Raw genomic sequence first — 23,104 nt, forward strand, 5'->3', positions numbered from 1 at the left:
TGTTTCATTACATATATATGATATCATGAAAATATATATTAGTAAAATCGATAATTCAAATTGATATATTCAAAATTTTTGATACGGAGGTGTTTTAAATGGACTTTCGTCAACTTAACACATTTTTAACAATAGGCAAACTACAAAGCTTTACTGGAGCAGCTTCAACACTTGGTTATGCTCAATCAACAATTACAACTCAAATTAAACAATTAGAAGATGAACTTGGAGTAAAGCTCTTTGATAGAATAGGAAAAAACGTAACGCTAACTCACGAAGGTAAAAAACTCCTGCCTTATGCTAAACAAATGCTTAAACTTTCTCAAGATATTAAAAATGTAGTATTTAGTGAAGAATCTCCAAAAGGCACACTAACTATAGGTGCTGCTGAATCTTTGTGTGTAATAAGACTTCCAGAAATTTTAAAAGAATACAGAAAACTTTTTCCTAGCGTCGAAGTATCATTAAAATTTGGTAGTTGTGCTGACTTTAGGCATTATTTAAAAGACAACATAATCGACGTAGCTTTTTCCCTTGGAAGAAAAATTGATTCTGAAGAATTTATTTCTGAAGTTGAATTTGATGAACCTATGTTACTTTTAGCGTACCCTGGACATCCACTAATAGAAAAAAAAGAAATATTTCCAAAGGATATTGAAAATGAGCCTCTTATACTTACAGAGACAGGCTGCAGCTATAGAGCATCTTTTGAAAATATTTTAAATGAGTATAATGTAAAACAAAACTTAGTTTTAGAAACAGGAAGTGTTCAAGCTATTAAACAATTTACAATGAGTGGACTTGGAATAACCTTATTACCAGAAGTAGCTGTCGTAGACGAGGTAAAGTCAGGCAAGCTTATTCCTTTAAATTGGTGTGGTCCAAATTTTGGAGTTATTTCTCAGGTTATCTACCATAAGGATAAATGGATATCTCCAGCCTTAAAAGAATTTCTAAAGCTTTCAAAAAAATTAATGGCAAAAGACATTGAAAAATATAATCTTAACTGTGTTAGTGAGTAGTATAAAATATATTAAAAATTAATGAAAACCTAAAAGCAAAGGCAGAAGTTCTACCTTTGCTTTTCTCATCAGGAAATAATGACATCAAAATATGTCATAGTTCCATAGTGACTATAAATATAAAAATCTTCAAGTGTAATAACTTTTCTCTCTCCCCAAGTTGAAACATTTAAATAAGTTTTATCATTATTCTCAAAAAGTCTAGTAACAGTCATCCAATGCCAATCAAATTCTTTTAATACATTATTTTTTAACATAAGTAAAGCTACCGGACTATCTTTTCTTAAAGCTTCTTTTATAAATTCTTTTAACTTATCAAAATCATATTCTGTAGTTATCCAATTTGACTTTACCCTTACCCCTCTATCCTCTGCAAAGTCTATAACTCTATCCATAAAATATAATGATGAAATAGTTCCTAGAACTTCATCAGGATAAATATATTTTCCTAAGCTTTCCATATGTTTTATAAAGTTATCCTTTTTCATATCATTAAATTTGTATAATTTCTTATCTCCATCCCTTAAAGATATATATGCAGTTATGTTTGCTGCTGCTACAGTGCTACATCCAACCCTTCTAAATGCTTCTTCCTTAAACCATTTTTGATCACCACCATAATAGTGTTTCTTTTCATCAAAAATATCAAGAAATCCCTCTGAGTTTTTTAAAGCAACAATATCATCACAAACCACCATATTTTCAACTCCCATACACTTAAAAATTTTTCCTACTATATGTATATAGTTTATATATTTACTTAATGACAATATTGTTAATAAAAAAAAGCTATTCAAAAGACAAAATATATTTGCCTTTTGACACAGCTTCCTCTAATCCTTACATTTTGAAAGTCTTAATGTAGTTTTTTAATTCATCGGACATATCAGTTAATTTTTCAACTTCACTTACAATTTTTTGACTATAAGCAGATTGTTCTTCTGTAGAAGCTGTTACTTCTTCGATGCTTGCAGCAGTCTCTTCTGATACAGCTAAAATTCTTTCCATATCTTGTTGAATACTTTCTCCTGCAGTTCTTACTCCACCAGTAGAACTTGTGATTTCTTCTATCTGACCTGCTATAACATCTACTATTTCTAAAATATCTTTAAATATCTTAGAAGTATTTTGTACGGCTTCATTTTGCTCACTTATAGCAGCTGTAGCAAATTTTGCACCATTTACAGCAGTGTCTGTAGTATTTCTTATATCCTTTATAATATCTTGGATTTTTACAATAGAATTTTGGGATTCTTCTGCAAGTTTTCCAACCTCATCTGCAACAACAGCAAATCCTTTTCCTTGTTCTCCTGCTCTAGCAGCTTCAATTGATGCATTTAATGCTAAAAGATTAGTTTGCTCTGCTATGCTTTCAATCACATCTATTATTTGGCCTATTTCAATAGTCTTATCATTTAATACATAGATGATTTCAGCTACCTGTCCAACTGCCTCTGTACTATCTTTCATCTTTTGATCTTGAGTATTTACGATATCTACACCAGACTTTACTAAATTTTCAGCTTTAGATGAGGATTTAAGGGAGTTATTACTGTTATCTGCAATATCATCAATAGTTTTAACAATATTATTCATTGAATCAAATGTTCTTTCAACACTCTTAGTTTGTTCATCACTACCTAAAGCTAATTGACCAGTTGCTTCAGCAATTTGAGTAGACACAACTTCTGCTTGTTTTGCTGAATCTAGCACTTCCTCTGAAGATTTAGTTACATTATCAGCAGCTACTGAAATTTGAACTATTAAATTCTTAATACCTTCTTTCATTTCTATAAATGACTTAGATACTTCTCCTATTTCCCCGCCTGAGGTAACTTTGAAATCATGTTTCAAATTACCTTTAGCTAGCTCTTTTGCAGCATCTCTTAATATTAATAATGGCTTTACCATGCTTTTAGATAAGAAATAACCTATTAAAATAGTAACAATTAGAGTGGATATTATGACACCTATCATTTTCATTTTAGTTTGTGTAACAGAAGAAAGTGCCTCATCACGAGTTTGTCTTACAACAACTGCCCAGTGTGTGCTTGGTATACTTGTGTAGCTTCCAAAGGTTTCAACATTATCATATTCATATGTTTTTGCTCCTGATTCTCCTGCTAAAGCACTTTGCACAACTGGTATGTCTGATAGATTAGTTCTTTCTTTAACCATATTTTCGTCAGGATGTGCTAATATTTGCCCTTTAGTATCTGTTACAAAAGCATATCCTGTTTTTCCAAGTAAAATATTTTGCCTCATTTCTTCTATTGAATCTAATTTTAAAGTTCCGCATAAAACTCCTACTAAATTATTTTCAGAATTAAATACTGGAACTGCTATAACTACTGTTGGTTTTCCAGTACTTTTTGCAATAAGAACATCACTAATAACCGTTTTTTTCTTTGAAATTACTTCTTTAAAGTAATCTCTATCAGAGTTATTAAGAAGTTCACTACTATCTGACTTTGCTACCTGTTTTCCAGTAATATCTGTTATAAATATAGGTGAGAACTCTGTATATTCCTTCCCTATTTCAGTAAGTAACGCTTTTTGATCATTGTTATTATATAACTTTAAATCATTAGATTTTGATATAGATTCTAATACTGAGACATGTTTACCTATAAATGCATCTATTCTTTGACTTAAACCTGCCGATAACTCTTTTGTGGTATATTCCAAGTTTTTATTAATAATGGAAACTTCTGAATTCGTTGAAATTAATCCAACTATACCTACTGATATTATTACAAGAGTTATCAGTAATGATATTATTTTCGTTCCCAGCTTTAAATTTTTAAACATAAGTCGCTCTCCTTTATTCTGCTAAATTTGTTGTATATAATTAAATATCCAACACAATTTTATCGGATATTGTCGGAAAATTCTTAATAACATTTCAGAAGCACATTCACTTTATTTATTTAAATAATACTTTATTAATTTAAATAATTATTTTTAACGACAAAAAAAAGTGGCTAAGCCACTTTTAAATCAAGAATAAATATCATATATCTATCCTAACTATTGAATTGGATGTCCTGTATTTTCAATGCAATTCCTTATTTCTTCAGAAGTTGCTGGTTCATTGTACATAACTTCAACTGTTCCTCGGCCAAGATCAACACAAACCTTATTAACTCCATCAATATCCTCTAAAGCATTTTTCACTTGAGTTTTTATATATTCACTTGATAATCCTTCAACTATGTAATGTTCTTTTTCCATACTTTATATCTCCTTTACTTCACTAGGTTAATATTAGTATGTACAAAAACTTTTTAAAATAACACACTATCATTTTATTTCCAAAATAATTAGTTTTTTTACCACGTATAATCATAACTACTAATATAATTGAGTAAATATTATTGATGAACCTACTTAACACAACTTATTAAAGTTAAACCCACTACCTTACAGTCTATAAAAATCCAATCATACTTGGAGGTATATATGAATTATTAATCATTTAAACTTACCAAAAGAACTTGAGTGGTATGTCTCAATATAGACTACCACTCTTTGTTTTTATTATGTATGCAAACTTTTATCTTACCATTCTCTACTCCTAAAACAGTTTGTCCTACCTTTAAATAATTAAGAACACTCTTTATAACATCTTCACTTACCATTTCACCAGGACAAGCTATTGGTATTCCTGGTGGATATGGAACTATAGCCTCTTTTAAAACTCTTCCTAAAGCCTCATCAATCTTAACCTCTTCTTTAGGACAATTAAACACTTCAAAAGGTTCAAATATCTTTTTAGGCGTTATTGATTTGTAATATAAAACTTCACTATTATCTTCTATTAAATTCATATCTAATTTTGAAATAACTTCATAAAGTTTTATTAAATTTTTTTCAGCCTTTAAAAAGGATAATATTAAAACAACTCCAAGGCTAAAACTCATTTCTCCTTGAATGTTATTCTTCCTTAGATAATCTAATAGCTTACTTCCACTATATCCTTTTGGAACTGTCATTACATATCTACTTAAATCTATATCATAACCTTTAGGTAAATCTTCCTTAGAAATTATTTTAACTTTATTTAAACTATTAATTTTTTCTTTCATCATTTCTGTAAGTGTAATTAAATCATTATAATCATCTTCACCAAAGTTATCTAAATAATATCTTGCATAATCTAATGATGCCATTATTAAATAAGAAGGTGAAGTAGTCATAAAAGCACTTATATAAAACTCAATATCGCTATCTATATGATTTGAAAGTAAGAAAGAACCTCCAGTTAATGCTGGCAAAGTCTTATGAGCACTTACTATAGTAAAATCAGCAAACTTAGCTATATTCATAGGAAGCTTTTTTGAAATGCCAAAGTGAGCTCCATGAGCTTCATCTACTATTACCTTTAATCCCTTTTCTTTTAAATCTATTAGAACATCCTTTAAATCATAAGTTATTCCATAGTAATTAGGATAAGTTAATATTATTCCTTTAGGATTTTTAGCCTTATTTAAAGCTTTATATATATTGCCCTTATCAGGTGGAAGAAATAATCCATATTCATTCATTCCACTAGGCTCTATATAGATTACTTTTAATTTTCTAAGTATCAGTCCATTGTAAATGGACCTATGACAGTTCCTCTCCACAAGCACTTCATCACCTTCATTAAAAGATGCAAAAATAGCTGCAAGATTTCCTCCTGTTGTACCATTAACTAAAAAGTAAGCTTTTTCTACACCATAAGTTTTTGCTAAAAGCTCTTGAGATTCCCTTATTACACCTTCAGGGTGATGAAGGTTATCTAAAGGATCAACTTCTGTTATATCTAAATATCCTAAATTATCAGCAAATATCTCTCCTACTTTATCTCTTCTAAAGCCTTCTCCAGATTTATTTCCTGGCATAGAATATATTATATTTTCTTCTTTATGATAATCTAGTAAAGCTTGTAATAATGGTAATCTACCCTTCATAATCTACCTCAACTTATTATTTCTATAGATGATTTTTCAAGAACCTTTTTAGCTACCTGAAAAATAAAATCACCTTTTATATTTTCCATACCTTCTAGCATATTATCGTATACCTTATAATCCTTAAACATAGCACTATAAGTAGCTACTTCCTTAGCTAATTGTATACTTTGTTCTTCCTTAAATAACTTCTTTATTCTTATTCTCTTAATAAGCTCCTGAATTTCTTTATCACTTAGTATCTTTATATCATTAATAGCTTCTTTAACTATAGATAATGATTTTTCTATTTTATCTTTCGATGTAGTAAATGTAATCTTATAAAATCTAATATATTTCTCATTGCTAATTCTACTTAAGACATCATAAACTAATCCATTTTTCGTCCTTAGCCTATCAAAAAGTAATGAATTTATACCTTCTGCAAAATATTCATTAAATATCCTAAAAGCTTTTATTTCCAATTCATTTAAATTAGCTATAGAAAAATTCATTTGTACTTTGCAACTATTATTATCTCTTTCCTCTTTAAATATCCCTGACTTTGGCTCTTCTAGAGATTCTAAAGCTGTATTTACCTCTTCTCCTACCCAGCTCTCAAAACATTCCTTAATTATGTCCTTAACATCATTAAATTCCAATGCTGTAACTACTGCTATAGAAGTATTTTTAGGAGAATAAAATTTATTGTAAAAATTTCTTATATCCTTAAGTGTAATATTATTTAAGCTTTCTCTAGTTCCTATTATAGGGTACTTCAATCTATTACTTTCATAAGAATTATAAAGGAGCCTGTCCTCACAATATTGGTCAAGCTCCTCATCCCATTCATTTAACTCTTCTATTATTACATCCATTTCTTCCTTGAAGCCTTCCTTTGGGAAGGTTGCATTTATTAAAAGATCAGAAAACAACTGAGTTCCTTTATAAAAATCCTCTCCCAAAAGAGTTCCATAATAAATAACATAAGGATAGTTTGTCATTGCATTATAAAATCCAAAAAGCTTACTAAACTCTTCATTTATCATAGCTTCACTTCTCATTTTAGTGCCCTTGTAAATCATATGCTCTGTTGCATGTGCTAATCCAAGCAGCTTACCATCTTGACTAGCTCCTGCTTCAAGGCCTATAGAAATTGATGTAAGTTCTGAAGTTCCCTTAATATATATTAGCTTAATACCATTTTCTAATATATATTCTTTCATATTATTCTTCTCCTAGAGCTTCTGCCTTAAGAGCAATTGCACATTCAATTCTCTTCTTTTGCATCTTACATCCAATTTCATATGGTTCATTCATATCACCATTGAAAGCTACATTATTAGCTTGACATCCACCACTACAGTAGAATCTTGCCCAACACTTCTTACACTTAGGTTTGTTATATATGTGAGCCTTTTTAAAGCTCTTAGAAAGTTCTGAATTAAATGTATCTTCATATATATCCCCAAGTTTAAATTCTTCTCTACCAACAAATTGATGACAAGGATAAACTTCACCTTGAGGAGTAATAGCTACATATTCAAATCCAGCTCCACAACCTGATATTCTCTTATAAACACATGGTCCACCTTGAAGATCTATATTAAAGTGATAGAAGTTAAATTCATCTTTTCCTTCTTTTCTTCTCTTTCTCATATCTTCATAAAGCTTGTCATAGTTTTCAAAAATAGTAGGAAGATCTTCTTCTCTTAAAGAAAGTGTATGCTTGTCTTCAAGAACAACTGGTTCTATTGATATTTCTCTAAAACCTTCATTAAGCATAGAAACTACATCTTCATAGAAATCTGTGTTAGCTCTAGTGAAAGTTCCTCTTACATAATATGTCTTACCTTTAGTTCTCTTTGAAATCATCTTCTTAATATTTGGAAGTATATCATTATAAGAACCGCTTCCATCTGCTTTTATTCTTACATTATCATTTACTTCTTTTCTTCCATCTAAAGAAAGGATTATATTACCCATTTCCTTATCCATAAAGTCCATCATTTCATCAGTAAGAAGTGTAGCATTTGTAGTCATGGTAAATCTAACATTTTTACCCCACTTCTTTTCATTATCTCTTGCATACTTTATTACGTCCTTAAGAGTGTCCATGATCATAGTTGGTTCTCCACCAAATAGATCTATTTCAATATTTTTTCTAGGACCACTTCTCTTAATAACGTAGTCTATAGCCTTTTTAGCTGTTTCTAGGCTCATAACTCCTTTGTGTCCATGATATTCACCTTCATCAGCAAAACAATATTTACATCTTAAGTTACAACCATGTATTACATTTAAGCAAATAGCTTTAATATAATCTCTATCATCCATTGAACTATGAGCTATTTCCTCATATTGATCCTTAGAATAAATAACTCCATCTTCAGCTAATTCTTGAATTTCATCATAAGCTTCAGAAATGTCTTCTTCTTTATATTTATCCTTAAGAGCATGTAAAATCTCTATTTTAGTTTTTATTCCTTGATCCTCTAATATATCATAAACAAGTTCGTCAACTATATGAACTGCTCCAGAGTTTACATCTAGAACATAATAGTTTCCTCCTTGCTTAAACTTATGTATTCGTGCCATATCTCTGCTACCTCCAAATGGTTAAAAATTGAAACATAGATTTAAATCTCGTGACTTAATGTCACGAGATTTTTTCAATGTCTTAGTTTTCGCACTCTAAGTTTGCTACTGTACAAGAAGTTTTGCAAGCTGATTGACATGAATTAGCGCATTCTTTACAACCTGGCTTACATAAGCTGTTCTTTATGTTAGTTTTGTTAACAGTTTTAATGTGTCTCATTTGCTCTAACCACCTTCCTATATTTCGTTGATATTATACCATATGTGGTATATACATGAAACATTAATTTAAAAATTTGTTAAAATAGGATGAAAATATTCCAATTATCTTCCAGTATTTGTACAATAAAAACTTATTCTTCTAATATAATTGTATTATTTAACAGCTTGTATTTATTCCTGAATATTTTCAATTAAATTTATAAAATCTTCATTATTCTTTTTTTCTAAATATATATTAATTAAAAGATCCATAGGCATTTTATTATATCCCTTAGTTCCATTAATTAAAATGCTACCTAAGCTATCTAGAAATTCTTCTTTGCTTTTATCTAATTTTTTAATTAATTGATTTCCTTCAAATTCAACTAATTCCTCTATAAGTTTTTCCTTAAGATTCTCAGTAAAATTTTCAACTTGAACTTTTTCTTCCTCATTTAAACCTGAGGTATCGTTATGTAAAAATTTCATAATATCCATTGTCATAGAAATTCCTTTCTTAGCCTAAAGAAGCTCCTTCACTTTTCTTAATGCGTAATCCATAGCATTGTCAAGATTTCCTATATTCTTTCCGCCGCCTTGAGCTAAAGTTTTACTTCCTCCGCCTCTTCCATCTATTAATGAAATAGCATCTTTTAATAAACTTCCAACATTAACTGTTTGAAGATTTTTAGATGCACTAAATAAAAGATTAGCACTATCACTATTTTTTGTAGCAAATAGAACAACAACACTATCATTAGCTACAAGCTTTTCAGCAAGTTTGTTTAAATACTTCATATCTTCATTACTGTAAATCTTTTTAATGACAGATACATCTCCATACTTCTCCCCATCATTGATAAGTTCTTTGACCTCAAATTCTGATAATGAAGCCTTTATCTTTTTATTTTCTTCTCTTGCCTCGCTTAAACTATTTTTTAAGGCATTTAAACTCTTTACAGCTTCATCTGCCCCTGTACTTAGGATTTTAGAAAGTTCATCTAATATAGCATCTCTATCTAATAATTCATGAACTGCTCTTTTCCCTGCCAAAAAGTAAATTCTAGTATTTCCTTTATGTTTTTCACAACCCTTTATCTTAATCATTTGAAGTTCCAATGTATTGTTAGGATGAACTCCACAACAAGCATTAATATCTAAATCTTGTATTTTTACAACTCTTATAGTTTCATCGTTAGTTGCTAAATCTCTTCTAAGCCCCATGGATTTTGCTTCTTTTCTACTTGTCATCATAAAAGTAACTTCATGTTTTTCACCTATTACTTCATTAGCTACTCTTTCTGCTTTTCTTATTTGCTCTTCTTCCATAAAACCAACTATATCAACATAACTTATATCTTTTCCTAAATGAATACCTGCTGTATTAGCATTAAAAATGCTAAAAAAACATCCTGATAATACATGTTGACCTAGATGTTGTTGCATTCCATCTAATCTTTTTTCCCAATCAATAGAACAAGAAACACTTGTATTATCTAGTTTTTTATCAATAAGATGATAAATCTTATCTCCTTCTTCTATAACATCTAATACATGAGCATCTTCAATAGTTCCTGTATCAGCAGCTTGACCACCACCACCTGGGAAAAATGCTGTTTTATCTAAAAGAACTAAAAATTTATCATCTTTTTCTTTTACTTCTATAATATTTGCCCTAAACTCCTGTATATATTGGTCTTCATAAAATAATTTTTCTGTACTCACCTTTATACCTCTTTTCCTTTACTTCTATTATTATATTATATACCATATTTAACTTAATTCTCTTATTCCTTCACCAATAATCTTAATACCTTTTACTATATCCTCATCTTTTACCCTACCAAAACCTATTCTTAGAGAATCTTTCCCCTGACCATTTTCAAAGAAAATATCCCCTGACATAAATATTACACCTCTTTTATAACATATATCTAAAAGTTTACGGGCATCTAATGAATTCTTTAACTTAATAAATACATGAAGCCCACCTTCTCCAGTAACATAATCATAATCTATATATTTTTCAATACTCTCCATTACAAGGTTATACTTATCCTTATAAAACTTTCTTACATTTCTAAGGTATCTATTAAATGCTCCACTTTTCAAATAATAATAAAATGCACTTTGATCTAAAAATGATGAATGAATTGTCCTACCTCTTTTAACACTTTCCAAAGTGTCAATTAAATTTAAATCTCCAAGAATCCACCCTATTCTAAGTCCCGGGAAAAGAATCTTTGAAAGACTACCTATATAAATAACTCCATTTCCCTCTCCCCCTAGGGCTGCTAAAGGTTTGGCTGGAGAACTGGAATATAATAATTCTTCATTAAACCCATCTTCTATTATTGGCACTTTATATTCTCTGCATAATCTCATTAATTCCTTACGCCTTTCACCCTTTGTAACAATTCCTGTCGGATTGTTATAGCTTGGAATAAAATATCCAAAGCTTGGTGAATATTTTTTAATAGCTTCTTCTAATTCTTTTAATTTTATACCATCCTTATCCATAGGAATTTGTACTATCTTTAACTTATGTGATTTCATAATTTTAAGAGCCGTATTATGAGTTGGCTCTTCACAAAGAATTACATCACCTTCTTTAGTTAGTGATGACAATATTATATCAAAAGCTTCTGTAAAGCCATTAGTTATTAAAATATCTTTATTATACGTACTTACGCCCTTACTTTCCATATAGTGAGTAAAATAATCTATAAGGGGCTTATATCCTTTAGCATATCCATAATTTAATAGATTTTCTTGTTCAAAATTCCATGCATCCAAAAGTGCCCTCTTAAAATCATCCACATTAAATAAATCTTCTTCCGGTGCTATTGACTTAAAAGAAATCATTCCTTTTTCATAACTTAATTCACTTTTAATAATATCTAAGTTTCTTAATGTATTTCCATAAAAATTTACTTTTTTGTTCCAATCTATATCATAGTCAAAACTTTCTTTATGTCCATCTATAGATACAAAAGTTCCCTTACCTCTTTTGGTGGTTATTACAGCTCTACCTTCAAGTTCTTCATAGGCAGCAATCACTGAGTTTCTGCTAACATTTAGAAATTTACTTGCTTCTCTTGTAGAAGGAAGTTTGCTACCTTTAGTAAGCTCTCCCTTTCTTATCCCCTCCAATATATGCCTCTCAAGTTGTGTATATATAGGTTCATTTTTATTTAATTCTAAAGTTGAAAAAATCATCTTCTCACCTCAATTTAACTTCAAGTACCATTATACCAAGCAGATACTATATTTTTCAAACATATGCAATTAGATTAATAACAAAAATAAACTGTGGCTAGTTTCTTAATATGCCACAGTTTAAAAAATTAATAATTATTATGTGCGTAACAAACCTTTTCAAACAATTCATATAGCTTGCAAATTTCTCTAATAACCTCTTCCCCAATTAAATTTTTATAATTACAAAACTTGAATTTATGATTGCAACTTTTAAATATATTATTAATTATGCTAATTGAATGGACTATAAATTCCATTTTAGTCTTTGTAAAATCACTATATTTTTTATCTAATATTTTTAAAATTTTCAGCCATGAATCTAAATTAATTACAAATAATAATTGAAAGTCTAAATTAACTTGGTTACTATATATTTTATTATTAAACTCTTCTTCAATAATAGAATCTTCCTCCAGTTTATTTGCAACTTGATTTTTATATAAACTATACCCTATTACATTTAAATAATTAAATTCATAGTTATTAAATTTATTAATATCCTCAGTTGTAATAAACTCTTTATTTTCACTTTTTACCAATCTTAAATACATTATATTCGAATCAATCATTGGATGTAATAATACTGATAAAAGATAACTGTCTATATATCTAAAGCAATCTTTGAATTCTTCTAATGAATAACTTTCATCCACTGAAATCATTCTTGAAATCTCTTTACTTTTTTTATTTAACTGAAGGGAAAAATAGTTTCCAATAAAATCAAAACCTGTATTATTTAAAAGTTTTTCTGGATAAATATAATACATCTCTAAAAGTCTCAATGTATAAATGCTTTTAAATATTTCAATAAACTTTCTTTCTTTATCTGATTCTATTAAATTTTCATAATTTTTTATCCATGTTATTATATCCCCTAAATTAATCCTACCTTCTTCTATTAATAACTTATTTTGCTTAATAAATAAAATATTTTCCCATAAAGCCTTATGAATATTTAAGTCATTTTTCTTTCTGTATAATAGCTCATTAATATATATTAAAGATTCTCTCTTCAAGTTATTAAACTCACTTTTTAATATTGTCTTTAAAAATTTTCTATGATTTTCTTCATTTATATACTTAATTATTTTTTCTTCATAATATATAGTAGTAATTTTCAACTTTTTCTCATAGGTATATTCATCTTTAATGGAATTTAAAAAGATAACTAAATCTATTATCTTATTTAGGTTATTAGGTATAATAACTTTATAATGTTTTTGTGTAAAAATTATATAGCTAAGCTTCCTAAATAATATGTTTATTAAATTCTGCTGAGCCGTTTCTCCCTCCATATCAAATATATTTTTAAAATATTTTCTATCTATTTTTAACTTTAAATTTTGTAAATTTATACTTGGCATATAAACCCTTCTATCAAAGGGAATTACATCTTCTAAAAAGAGTCCTATATTATTTTCCACCTCTTTATTAGAATTTAAGGTAACTAAAACAATTACTCTTGGAATAAAAAAATACTTTCTAATATCTTCCAAAACTTTCTTCATGGCAGTTAGATTTTCCTCTAAATTATCAATTGAAATTACTAGAAAATTATTATTTTCAGTATGTCTATTCATATATTTTACATACCTTTCAATCAAATTTGCTATATGTTCTTTTATTGAAATAGCTGAGGACACCTCCATTATAATTTTAAGTTCAGTTTCTTCCCCTCTTCTTATTCCTTTAATTAAAGAAATGTCATTATAAACCTCTTGAAAATGATTATCTAGATCTATCATTTCATCTAAGTTATTTTCAACCTTTTTTTCCTTAAACGTTTTATACATACTACATACTATTATTTCCAATATAGATTTCTCACCTATTATACATCTAGCATCTATAACGCTGATAATGTGAAAATTATTATTCTTTATCTTTTTATATTCATCAATATTTATATCTTTCAAAATATCTTCATTTAAACTATTCCTAAAACTTTTCATAGCTGTAGTTTTTCCTGAACCCTGGTTTCCTAGAAATGCAATTATATTATTATAATCATAATTTTCAAGAAAATCTTGCTCCTTATGTTTTTCATGATCAATAATTCTTTCTAGTATTTCTGCCGCCATCACATAAACATCTTCAAAAACAGACTTCTGGATTTCATTAATATTTTCAATCTTAGTTTTAAAAACACATTCTTCATTAATAATTAACCTTTTTACTTTGTCGATGCCCCCCATGGCTTCTTTCTCTTCTAATAGTTTCTTCTCTACTCTTGTGCTTTGTTTGTTCATTTTTTCCCCCTTAAAACCCCCCAGGTTTCGCAATTTTCATCCTTTTTATGTTTATTATGTACTTTTTTATTATATATACCATATTATAGTATATATTTTTCTCAATATAAAGCTTAAAAGAAAATTTGAAATAACTCATAACAAAAAAGGTATGTGCATCCTACATTTACACATACCTTTTCTTTCTATTCATTTAATATTTTGCTTAGATATCTCTTTTTATATTTCAATGCTGCAAACTTACTAATTTTATTTATAACCACATAGTTAGTTACACCGCCTATAGCCCCAACTAAAGGAATCCCTTGAATAAATTTAGCTGTTACCATTCCTTGTGAAAGGCTATCAGAAGCCTTTTTAATCTCATCATCCATAATGTAATTTATATTCAAATCAAGGTCTATCTTCTTAGCTAATTCATCTAGTTTACTATTATATTCGTCTTTTAATTCTCCCTTTAATAAAGCTACCGTAATTAAATTTAAAATATATACCTTCTCTTCTTCTCTTTCGTAATTAAATCCATAACTTAGAGAAATTTCATATATTGTCTTTAATATCATAACGATGAATAGTGGAATGTCAGGTAATCCTATACCTAATATTCCTAGAGTTCCACCTTCCAATGTTGAAATAGTTGAATTAAGTAAATTACTTTTCCTTGCTTTCTTATCTATTAACTTTATAGATTTCTTATTAATTCTCTTTTGCATTGAATAATTATTAATATCATGTTCTAGTTGTATTTTTTCCTTATCATACATCTTTTCTATATACTTAGTTCCCTTATTTAAAACTATTTTAAACCCATTATAAAAAGCAACATCTAAGGTTGATTTTAATTTTTTTGGTATCTTAGCCTCTACCTTTTCAACTAATGGGTTTATCTTTTCTTTAATTAATTTATTTTCTTTTTTATCTAAAATCTTTTTTTCTTCCTTATTTAATTTTTTTATCTGCTTATTTAATATTTTATTCATATATACCTCTCAAAGTAATATTCTGCAAACTTATCTTTCTATATATTATACACTTTTTTTCATTATAAAACCCAGTATAACTAAATAATTATTTTTTGTGTCTTTTCATACTTCCAGTACTTTTCCCATGCTAACATACCATAAAAATAAAACTGCATATTTTAATAAAACATGCAGTTTATAATAACTATTTTAGATAACTTCCATTTTCACCAACCTTGCCTGGAGCCCCATTGTTTTCCAAATCTAAAACAAAAACTCTCATATTGCCCTTTCCAACGCTAGGGGTAACTAAAGTTCCATTTGTTACATTTTTAGTTTCTCCAGTGATAGCATCAACATACCTTCCATTTGGTATATTGTTAAAGGTTGCTCCATCAGTAATTGAAACTAATGCAAAACTATCTATTCCCTGACTGTTATTAGTATAACGTCTCTTAAATGCCATACTTCCATTAACACCATCTATAGAATATTCTCCTTTTCTCAAAGCTGGTATCTTTCTTCTTAGTAAATTTAGTCTTTGTATATGCTTTGCTAAAGGATAATTCAATGTATCTTTCATTGCACCAGTAGCCGAAGAATACTGTGCAAAATCATCCACTTTTACATCACCTTCAATTTTATCTCCATAATATGCTCTACCAGTTTTACTTAATGGCGCATTTGGACCCACATCAATAGGAGCTCCCTTCATAAATTCGATTTCACTTCCATAATAAATTGTTGGTATTCCTCTAAAAGTGAACATTAAATTTAAATTTTCAGCCCATGTATCCTGTGATCCAGCAAACCTTTGATTTTCTGGTGCCCCATCAGGAGCATAATCATGTGAATCTACATAAGTAACATTCCATGTTGCATCACTGTACCACTTATCTCCATCTAAAGCTGTATTATAAGCATCATGTGCATTATTAAAATTCCAATGCATCGGAAAATCAATTACATCTAACCCTGATCTTATATTATTATTTGGAGTATGATAAGTATTTCCATTTAACAAATGATTATCACTAGTTGGCTGATTGCTAACTTGTTTATTATCATTCCAATTCTGCAAAGTACTATTCATCCTATCTTTAAAGTTAGTAGTCCATGAATATTCCTTTGATTCCTTCCATGTGTAAAATGGTGTGGAAACAGCTGGAATGTTATTATTCCATACTTGTCTATATCGAGTTGCAATCTCTCCAAACATAAAGAAATTGTCGCCACCTCTTTCTTTAAAAGCTGGAATAAACTCCTTATTTAATGTGAGCCTAGAAATATGCTTCGCTGTGTCTATTCTAAAGGCATCTACCCCCATATCGATATACTTGTCATAAGAATCGATTAAATATTTACTAACTATTGGATTTTCCGTATTCAAATCAACACAGTCCCCTGCAATTTGACCTGTTTGAACTGTATATCCTTCCCAATCCAAGCTTTTTTCATGATGATAAATATTGTTGGTATCATTCTTATCTTCCTTCATAGCAGAAATTCTTGCCTGATACTGCTGATCAGGGTTTAAAGAATCGTAATTACTTGGAAGTTTTTTATCAATATCTAACTTTTTTAAATTTGAAGCTGTATCTTTAAGAAGTTTATTTTTTGCAAATAGCGGAAATAAATTTTCCTCTCCAAAATTACTTGTATGATTCAATACAATATCTTGAATGACTTTCATTCCTTTACTATGTGCTGAATTAATTAAATCTTGATAACTTGCTCCATCTGATTCATAACGGCTATCAACTTTACTAAAATTAATGGCATGATATCCATGATAATCATATCCACTAGCATTTTCTACTACTGGACTAATCCATATAGCTGTAAATCCTAAAGCCTTTATATAATCAAGCTTTTCTATTAATCCTTTAAAGTCACCTCGCCATGCAGGATCGGAATCTGGATTACCTGCCTTTCCATCGTCCCAACAATGTGTATTATTGCTCTTATCACCATCATAGAATCTAGATGTCATTACAAAATATATTGTCTCATCTCTAAAATCTGTTCTATTGTCAGAATCAGGATTTGGTTTTGGTCCTGGACCGGGATCTGGTTTGGGATCTGGTTTGGGATCTGGGTTTGGGTCTACTTCCGGATTACTTTCATACCAATTATTATCTTTATACCACCATTCTCCTTTTGTTCTACTTAAATCAGCTGTTTGATTTTTTCCATTATTAAATATTAAATTAGTACTATCAACTCCTTTTAATTCATAACCGTACCAGTCATTACCTTCAGAACTCATTTCATCTCCAGGCCAACCACTTTTTAATGATCCTGGGGATGCATTCCAATAATATATTTTACTTTGTCCCCATGTACTCTTAAAATGGACTTTTACTGAAGTCTTAACATTATCCGTAGTTAATGGATCAATAAAACTAACACTTCCATCTTTTTTGATCCATATATCCTTCTGTGTTCTGAAATCGTTTCCGGAATTGCTTAATTTTTTACTCCAGGTTCCGTTATTAAATAAGAATTGAACATCTTTTGAATTTAAAGTTTTCTTGTACCATCCTGTTCTATACTCTTCTAATTCCCCTGGAGATTTTGAAAGTTCTGATGTATCCCATTTACTAGTGCTTAAATCAGAATCATACCATATCCAAATATTTTCCCAATCTTCAGGTTTCTCTACATATATATTTACCTCATTAGTTCCTGCAAATACTTTGTTTCTAATGACAAAATTACTATCAAATATTGTTGTAATTAAAATTGCAAATACTAGCACCACTATAGGAAATTTTTTAACAATTCCTTTCATACTAAATAGTACCCCCATTCAAAATTTCACTAATTCTCACAAAGTTCTCATTTGCGGAATCGTTACCATTTTTTAATATTTTAGTGCAAGCGCTTTCACAACTAAACTATAACATAATTTACTTTATGTGTAAACGTATAAATTGAATTTATCTAAAACTTTATAAAAAAACTTGTCCTATTATCAAAATAGAACAAGTTTTATCTACTAATCTAAATTTACCTATCTATATAATTAATTTTTATCGAATAATTTGAACTGTCCAATTTCTTCTGAAAGTTTATTAGCCATTTCTTTTAATGTTTCTGCATAGCTTGTTAACTCTTCCATTGTAGCATTAACTTCTTCTGCAGATGCAGTTACTTCTTCTGATACTGAGGCAGTTTCTTCTGACACTACAGAGATATTTTCCATCTTTTCAATTACTGCATTTTTATTTTCGTACATTTCATTGTTTAAGGAAGCTATATTTCTTATACCATCTATTAATGATGTAACAGAATTTAGTATGTCTTTAAATATAACTTTAGTATGTTCAACAGCTTCATCTTGCTCAATTAACATATCCGTACTTTCTTTCATAGCACCTTCTGCTAAAGTTGCCTTAGTATTAATTTCTTCTACTATCTTTTTTATTTCATCTGTAGAATTCTTCGATTGTTCTGCAAGCTCTCTTATTTCCTCAGCAACTACTGCAAACCCTTTACCTGCCTCACCAGCCCTTGCCGCTTCTATACTTGCGTTAAGAGATAAAAGATTGGTTTGCTCAGTTATTTCAGCAATAACATTTGATATATAGTTAATCTTTTCAATGCTTTTTGACATCTCACCTACTATATTAGTAGATTTTTCAGCATTTTCCTTAGTCTTTATTGCTTTATTTACTAATTCATCAAGTATTTCTATTCCTTTATTACTAAGTCTTTGAGTTCCACTAGACATCTCATTTATCTTATTTGTATGATTTGTAGTTTCTTCTAAACCTTTAGCTAGATTATCTACTTGCAAATTTGCTTCCTCTGTATTTTCCGCCTGCCTTGTTGCTCCTGTAGCTACTTCTTCTATAGCTTTGGCAACATTTGTAGCAGATTCTGCAGTTTCTTCAGACATTAAGGTTATATTATTTGATGCTTCAAGTAAATCTCCTGTTGATTTCTCAACATTTCTTACTAATGTTGAAATTCCATCAACCATAGCATTAAAATTGTTACCTAAGTCACCAAATTCATTTTTAGCTGTTACATTTATTTTTTCCGTAAAATCACCATAAGCTACTTTTCTAAGTCCTTTATCTATTTTATTTATTTCCTTCATTAAATAGATTGATACGAATGCAGCCATAGCTATTCCTAGACAACCTGCAATTACTATTGTTACTACACTGTTTAAAATAAATGAAAAAGTTTCTTTAGCAATTTCTCCATGACCTACTAAGCCAATAAGCTTCCAACCAGTAATTTCATCAGTTTTTTCAGTTATATATACCTTTTCACCATTAGCTTCAAACTCATAACTACCTTCATCTTCGGACTTTGCATTTTCCCAAAATGGCAAACCGCTTATATCCTCATCCACAAACTTATTTTTGTCATTATTAACTAAAATCTTCCCTTTATCATCTGCTAGTACTGCAAATCCTGTATCTAATAATCCTATATGTTGAATAAATTCTTCAATCTTGCTAAACTTTACATCTATAGCAACAACTCCCACTGTATTGTCAGATGATTTAACCTTTTGTGATATAGTAATTATTATATCTCCTGTTTGTTTATCTTTTCTTGGATCTGAAAATGTAGCAAATACCTTATCTCTTCCATTGGCTTTTATAGCTCTTTCATACCAAGCTTCAGATTTTGAATCAATTCCTACATCCATACTATTTTCGCTATTTACCTTTTCTCCTTGTTGAACTAACTTAATATTTATTAATTTTCCACCTTCTGTTGCATAATATGCTCTAATAGCTCCATCTGTTGTTTTAGTAGCGGCAACAAGAGAATTTTGTATTGATTCAACTGTTTTATCATTTGCCTTGTCATCTTCAACATGTTTAAACTCATCTTTACGAGTTAATGCATCCATCTGTTGAGTTAAGTTTTTCAAATATAATTTGAATGCATTTTTACTTTCTCCAAGTGTTTGAGCGCTTGTTAGTTTTAAGCTCTCTTCCTGCATATTTTTTGATTTTTCTATAGCTATAATTCCTGATGATATTAAAGGAGCAATTATAACAATCAAAAAACATACTAAAAGTTGCTTTCCAATCCTATTCTTCTTTTTCATATTCCCCACCTTTTTCCTTTTATTCTTTAAATCCAGAACTTGTATACTACAATTTTACATTATTTCATTTTAATCTTCAATATATTTCCTTATCATTTTACAAGTTATTCCATTAAATTAACTCTATTCAAAATAAAAAGAATTGCCTACGTTGGAAATTAACTAACCTAAGCAATTCTTACAATTTATAATTATATTTTTTATTTTTTCTTCTTTTACTGTCGTATAATGCTTCTTTTTAAAAGCAAGGGAAATATAAAATTTAATAGAGTTTTGTAACTTCACTTTTTTTATACTAGTCATATCTTTCACAGCCATCTCTATCATAATTCCTATTCCAAGGCCTGATGATATCAGAGATTTAGCTGTTTGAATTTCATCAGTATAATAAAACTTGTCCGTAGAAACACCATGTTTATAGCATAACCTTTTTAACACTTCATTATGTAAATACTCATTTCCAAGTGCTATAAACTGTTCTTCTACTAAATCTTCGAAGTTAATTTCCTCACTGGTAGCTAGCCTGTGATTTTTACTCATGCATACAACAAATTTATCTACTTTTAATATTGTAGCTTCTAAATCACTATCTTTTAAAGGTGCAAGAGATCCAATAAATGCCATATCAACATCATTAGATAAAACCTTATCTATCATAGCAAGAGATCCAGTCTCTATTAATTCAATATTATTTGCTAACTGACTTTTAACAATTTCTTCCATTATATTAGGAAAGAAATATGCACCTATCATAGGAGGAACCCCAAGTTTAATGTTACTTCCACTTATTTTTCCTATTTCCACCTTTGTCTCTTTAACCTCATTTAATATGTTATTAACATGCTTTTCTAAAATCTTTCCAGCCTCTGTTAAAGAGATTTGCTTTTCAGAATTGTCCCTAATAACAAGCTTAGCATCTAACTCCTTTTCAAGCCTCTTTAAAGCTATTGTTATAGAAGGTTGAGATACATATAACTTTTCTGCTGTTCTAGTAAAATTCTTATATTTACATAAATAATGAAAATATTCTATATCCTTTAAATTCATAAATATACTACTCCTTTAAAGTTTAGAATACACCATTTACGAAAAGTTGGCAATTCTACTTATATATTGGTTCCCAAATTTCTTTTTCTACTGCTTCTTCTACATTTTCTATGGCTCTTCTATTTACACCATCACTAATAGCTTCATTTACAACTGCCATAGCTACAAGTTTTGAAGCTTCTTTAAGCTTATTTACTGGTGGTAAAATTGAAGCTCCCATTTTAGATAAATCTTGTAGTGATGCTATACCATGTGCTGCTGCTGATAACATATTATCTGTAACTATCTTAGATTTTGCAACTATTATTCCAAAACCTAGTCCTGGATACAAAAGAGCATTATTTGCCTGCCCAATATTATAAGTTACCCCATTATATTCAACTGGCTTAGATGGACTTCCTGTTACTACTAATGCTCTACCTTCACTCCACCTAATTATATCTTCTGCCTTAGCTTCACAAAGCTTTGTAGGATTTGAAATTGGCATAATAGCCGGTCTATCATTAAATTTAGCCATACTCTTAACCACTTCTTCAGTAAATGCCCCTGGAACCCCAGATGTACCAATAAGAACTGTTGGTTTTACTTCCTTAATTACCTCTTCAAGATTCTTTAATGGCTTTTTAAATTCATCACTTTTTCTTGCGTATTTCTTTTGTCCCTCTGTAAGTTCTTTCATATCTTCAGTTACTAATCCATAGCGATCTACAATATAAAAATGTTTCTTTGCCTCTTCTTCTGATAAACCGCTCTTTATCTTTTCTAATAGAATTTGATCTGAAACCCCTATACCTGCTGTTCCTCCACCAAAAACTACTATTCTATGATCTTTAACTGGTATTTCAGTAACCTTTGCTACAGCATTTAAAGCTGAAACCATCATTACCCCTGTTCCCTGTATATCATCATTAAATGTACATATATGTGATCTGTATTTTTCAAGTATTCTTCTAGCATTTCCACGTCCAAAATCTTCCCAATGAATAAGTGCTTCTGGGAATAATTCTAAAGAAACTTTTACAAATTCATCTATGAATCTATCATATTTTTCTCCTGTAACTCTTTTATGCTTATTTCCTAAATATAGAGGATCATTTAATAACTCTTCATTATTTGTTCCTGCATCTATTACTACAGGCAATACATTTTTAGGATTAATTCCAGCAGCCACAGTATAAACTGCAAGCTTTCCTATGGATATGTCAACACCTTGCACTCCCCAATCTCCTATACCTAGAACTCCTTCACCGTCAGTTACTACTATTAGTTTTATTTCATCTAAATCTGAAATTGCTGACACTATAGATTTTTTAATGTCTTCTATTTTATTTATAGAAAGAAATACAGCATCTTTAGGAGTATCGTATTTCTTTGAATAATTTATTACCGCATCTCCTATTGTAGGTGTATAAATTATTGGTAGAAATTCTGTAACATGCTTGCCTACAACATAATAAAATAGTGTACGATTTGTATCGTATATATTCATCAAATAAAGATGCTTATCTAAATCATTAGCAAAAGATTTAGTTCTTTCATACACTAACTTTTCTTGTTCATCTATACTTCTTACAGCCTCTGGTAAAAGACCAGTCAAATCATATTTTTTTCTTTCTTCTTCAGTAAATGCTGTTCCCTTATTCAAAAATGGATTTCTTAATAATTCTTGTCCTTTTAAATTCATTATCTTCGCCCTTATTATCTAAAATTTTAGATAATTTCCTTTCCTAATAATCATAATAAAATTATA

General features: G+C 29.3%; 17 protein-coding genes. 1 reads left to right on the top strand and 16 read right to left on the bottom strand.

Going from position 1 to position 23,104, the window contains the following annotated elements:
* Positions 1-98: 98 nt before the first annotated feature.
* Positions 99-1,022 carry a LysR family transcriptional regulator gene (locus H9661_RS12190; RefSeq protein WP_143317227.1) on the top strand — a complete coding sequence of 308 codons (924 nt, stop codon included), beginning with the start codon at positions 99-101 and terminating at the stop codon, positions 1,020-1,022.
* A 68-nt stretch (positions 1,023-1,090) separates the two neighbouring features.
* Here H9661_RS12190 and H9661_RS12195 read toward each other — a convergent pair whose 3' ends face one another.
* From H9661_RS12195 to H9661_RS12270, 16 genes are all read right to left on the bottom strand, one after another.
* A complete protein-coding gene (locus H9661_RS12195) occupies positions 1,091-1,720 on the bottom strand; it encodes a hypothetical protein (RefSeq protein ID WP_143317226.1) in 630 nt (209 codons plus the stop codon).
* Positions 1,721-1,862: 142 nt separating this feature from the next.
* On the bottom strand, positions 1,863-3,833 hold the full coding sequence (locus H9661_RS12200; RefSeq protein WP_191769078.1) for a methyl-accepting chemotaxis protein: 1,971 nt from the start codon (positions 3,831-3,833) through the stop codon (positions 1,863-1,865).
* Positions 3,834-4,052: 219 nt separating this feature from the next.
* Positions 4,053-4,256 (bottom strand): heavy-metal-associated domain-containing protein, encoded by a 204-nt coding sequence (locus H9661_RS12205; protein WP_143317222.1) that lies wholly within the window; start codon positions 4,254-4,256, stop codon positions 4,053-4,055.
* 287 nt (positions 4,257-4,543) lie between these two features.
* Positions 4,544-5,977 (bottom strand): aminotransferase class I/II-fold pyridoxal phosphate-dependent enzyme, encoded by a 1,434-nt coding sequence (locus H9661_RS12210; RefSeq protein ID WP_191769080.1) that lies wholly within the window; start codon positions 5,975-5,977, stop codon positions 4,544-4,546.
* 8 nt (positions 5,978-5,985) lie between these two features.
* Positions 5,986-7,182, bottom strand: coding sequence for a M16 family metallopeptidase (locus H9661_RS12215; protein ID WP_143317218.1), 1,197 nt, complete (start codon positions 7,180-7,182; stop codon positions 5,986-5,988).
* A 1-nt stretch (position 7,183) separates the two neighbouring features.
* Entirely contained in the window at positions 7,184-8,554 is a 1,371-nt protein-coding gene (gene scfB / locus H9661_RS12220) for a thioether cross-link-forming SCIFF peptide maturase (protein ID WP_143317216.1), read from the bottom strand.
* 82 nt (positions 8,555-8,636) lie between these two features.
* Positions 8,637-8,774 carry a six-cysteine ranthipeptide SCIFF gene (gene scfA, locus H9661_RS12225; protein ID WP_143317214.1) on the bottom strand — a complete coding sequence of 46 codons (138 nt, stop codon included), beginning with the start codon at positions 8,772-8,774 and terminating at the stop codon, positions 8,637-8,639.
* 173 nt (positions 8,775-8,947) lie between these two features.
* Positions 8,948-9,253, bottom strand: a complete 306-nt coding sequence (locus H9661_RS12230; RefSeq protein ID WP_143317212.1) for a hypothetical protein — start codon at positions 9,251-9,253, stop codon at positions 8,948-8,950.
* 24 nt (positions 9,254-9,277) lie between these two features.
* Positions 9,278-10,480: an alanyl-tRNA editing protein gene (locus H9661_RS12235; protein ID WP_143317210.1), complete on the bottom strand. Its 1,203-nt coding sequence runs from the start codon at positions 10,478-10,480 to the stop codon at positions 9,278-9,280.
* 48 nt (positions 10,481-10,528) lie between these two features.
* The gene (locus tag H9661_RS12240; protein ID WP_191769082.1) at positions 10,529-11,974 is read right to left on the bottom strand and encodes an aminotransferase-like domain-containing protein; all 1,446 of its coding nucleotides are present in this window, start codon (positions 11,972-11,974) and stop codon (positions 10,529-10,531) included.
* A gap of 128 nt (positions 11,975-12,102) precedes the next feature.
* Positions 12,103-14,265 carry a hypothetical protein gene (locus H9661_RS12245; RefSeq protein ID WP_143317206.1) on the bottom strand — a complete coding sequence of 721 codons (2,163 nt, stop codon included), beginning with the start codon at positions 14,263-14,265 and terminating at the stop codon, positions 12,103-12,105.
* A gap of 185 nt (positions 14,266-14,450) precedes the next feature.
* Entirely contained in the window at positions 14,451-15,245 is a 795-nt protein-coding gene (locus H9661_RS12250) for an EcsC family protein (protein WP_143317204.1), read from the bottom strand.
* A 187-nt stretch (positions 15,246-15,432) separates the two neighbouring features.
* The gene (locus H9661_RS12255; protein ID WP_207729678.1) at positions 15,433-18,021 is read right to left on the bottom strand and encodes an alpha-amylase family glycosyl hydrolase; all 2,589 of its coding nucleotides are present in this window, start codon (positions 18,019-18,021) and stop codon (positions 15,433-15,435) included.
* A 234-nt stretch (positions 18,022-18,255) separates the two neighbouring features.
* Positions 18,256-20,307, bottom strand: a complete 2,052-nt coding sequence (locus H9661_RS12260; RefSeq protein ID WP_191769086.1) for a methyl-accepting chemotaxis protein — start codon at positions 20,305-20,307, stop codon at positions 18,256-18,258.
* A 162-nt stretch (positions 20,308-20,469) separates the two neighbouring features.
* Positions 20,470-21,354 carry a LysR family transcriptional regulator gene (locus tag H9661_RS12265; RefSeq protein ID WP_143317198.1) on the bottom strand — a complete coding sequence of 295 codons (885 nt, stop codon included), beginning with the start codon at positions 21,352-21,354 and terminating at the stop codon, positions 20,470-20,472.
* A gap of 55 nt (positions 21,355-21,409) precedes the next feature.
* On the bottom strand, positions 21,410-23,041 hold the full coding sequence (locus H9661_RS12270; protein ID WP_143317196.1) for an oxaloacetate-decarboxylating malate dehydrogenase: 1,632 nt from the start codon (positions 23,039-23,041) through the stop codon (positions 21,410-21,412).
* Between the last annotated feature and the right edge of the window lie 63 nt (positions 23,042-23,104).

This window comes from Clostridium cibarium, from assembly GCF_014836335.1.
GTDB classification, from domain to species: Bacteria; Bacillota; Clostridia; order Clostridiales; family Clostridiaceae; genus Clostridium; species Clostridium cibarium.

Coding starts and splice junctions, on each gene's coding strand:
- H9661_RS12205 (WP_143317222.1), bottom strand. CDS start 4,256: ATGGAAAAAGAACATTACATAGTTGAAGGATTATCAAGTGAATATATA.
- H9661_RS12190 (WP_143317227.1), top strand. CDS start 99: ATGGACTTTCGTCAACTTAACACATTTTTAACAATAGGCAAACTACAA.
- H9661_RS12245 (WP_143317206.1), bottom strand. CDS start 14,265: ATGAACAAACAAAGCACAAGAGTAGAGAAGAAACTATTAGAAGAGAAA.
- scfB (WP_143317216.1), bottom strand. CDS start 8,554: ATGGCACGAATACATAAGTTTAAGCAAGGAGGAAACTATTATGTTCTA.
- H9661_RS12215 (WP_143317218.1), bottom strand. CDS start 7,182: ATGAAAGAATATATATTAGAAAATGGTATTAAGCTAATATATATTAAG.
- H9661_RS12250 (WP_143317204.1), bottom strand. CDS start 15,245: ATGAATAAAATATTAAATAAGCAGATAAAAAAATTAAATAAGGAAGAA.
- H9661_RS12210 (WP_191769080.1), bottom strand. CDS start 5,977: ATGAAGGGTAGATTACCATTATTACAAGCTTTACTAGATTATCATAAA.
- H9661_RS12265 (WP_143317198.1), bottom strand. CDS start 21,354: ATGAATTTAAAGGATATAGAATATTTTCATTATTTATGTAAATATAAG.
- H9661_RS12255 (WP_207729678.1), bottom strand. CDS start 18,021: ATGAAAGGAATTGTTAAAAAATTTCCTATAGTGGTGCTAGTATTTGCA.
- H9661_RS12195 (WP_143317226.1), bottom strand. CDS start 1,720: ATGGTGGTTTGTGATGATATTGTTGCTTTAAAAAACTCAGAGGGATTT.
- H9661_RS12230 (WP_143317212.1), bottom strand. CDS start 9,253: ATGGATATTATGAAATTTTTACATAACGATACCTCAGGTTTAAATGAG.
- scfA (WP_143317214.1), bottom strand. CDS start 8,774: ATGAGACACATTAAAACTGTTAACAAAACTAACATAAAGAACAGCTTA.
- H9661_RS12200 (WP_191769078.1), bottom strand. CDS start 3,833: ATGTTTAAAAATTTAAAGCTGGGAACGAAAATAATATCATTACTGATA.
- H9661_RS12240 (WP_191769082.1), bottom strand. CDS start 11,974: ATGATTTTTTCAACTTTAGAATTAAATAAAAATGAACCTATATATACA.
- H9661_RS12260 (WP_191769086.1), bottom strand. CDS start 20,307: ATGAAAAAGAAGAATAGGATTGGAAAGCAACTTTTAGTATGTTTTTTG.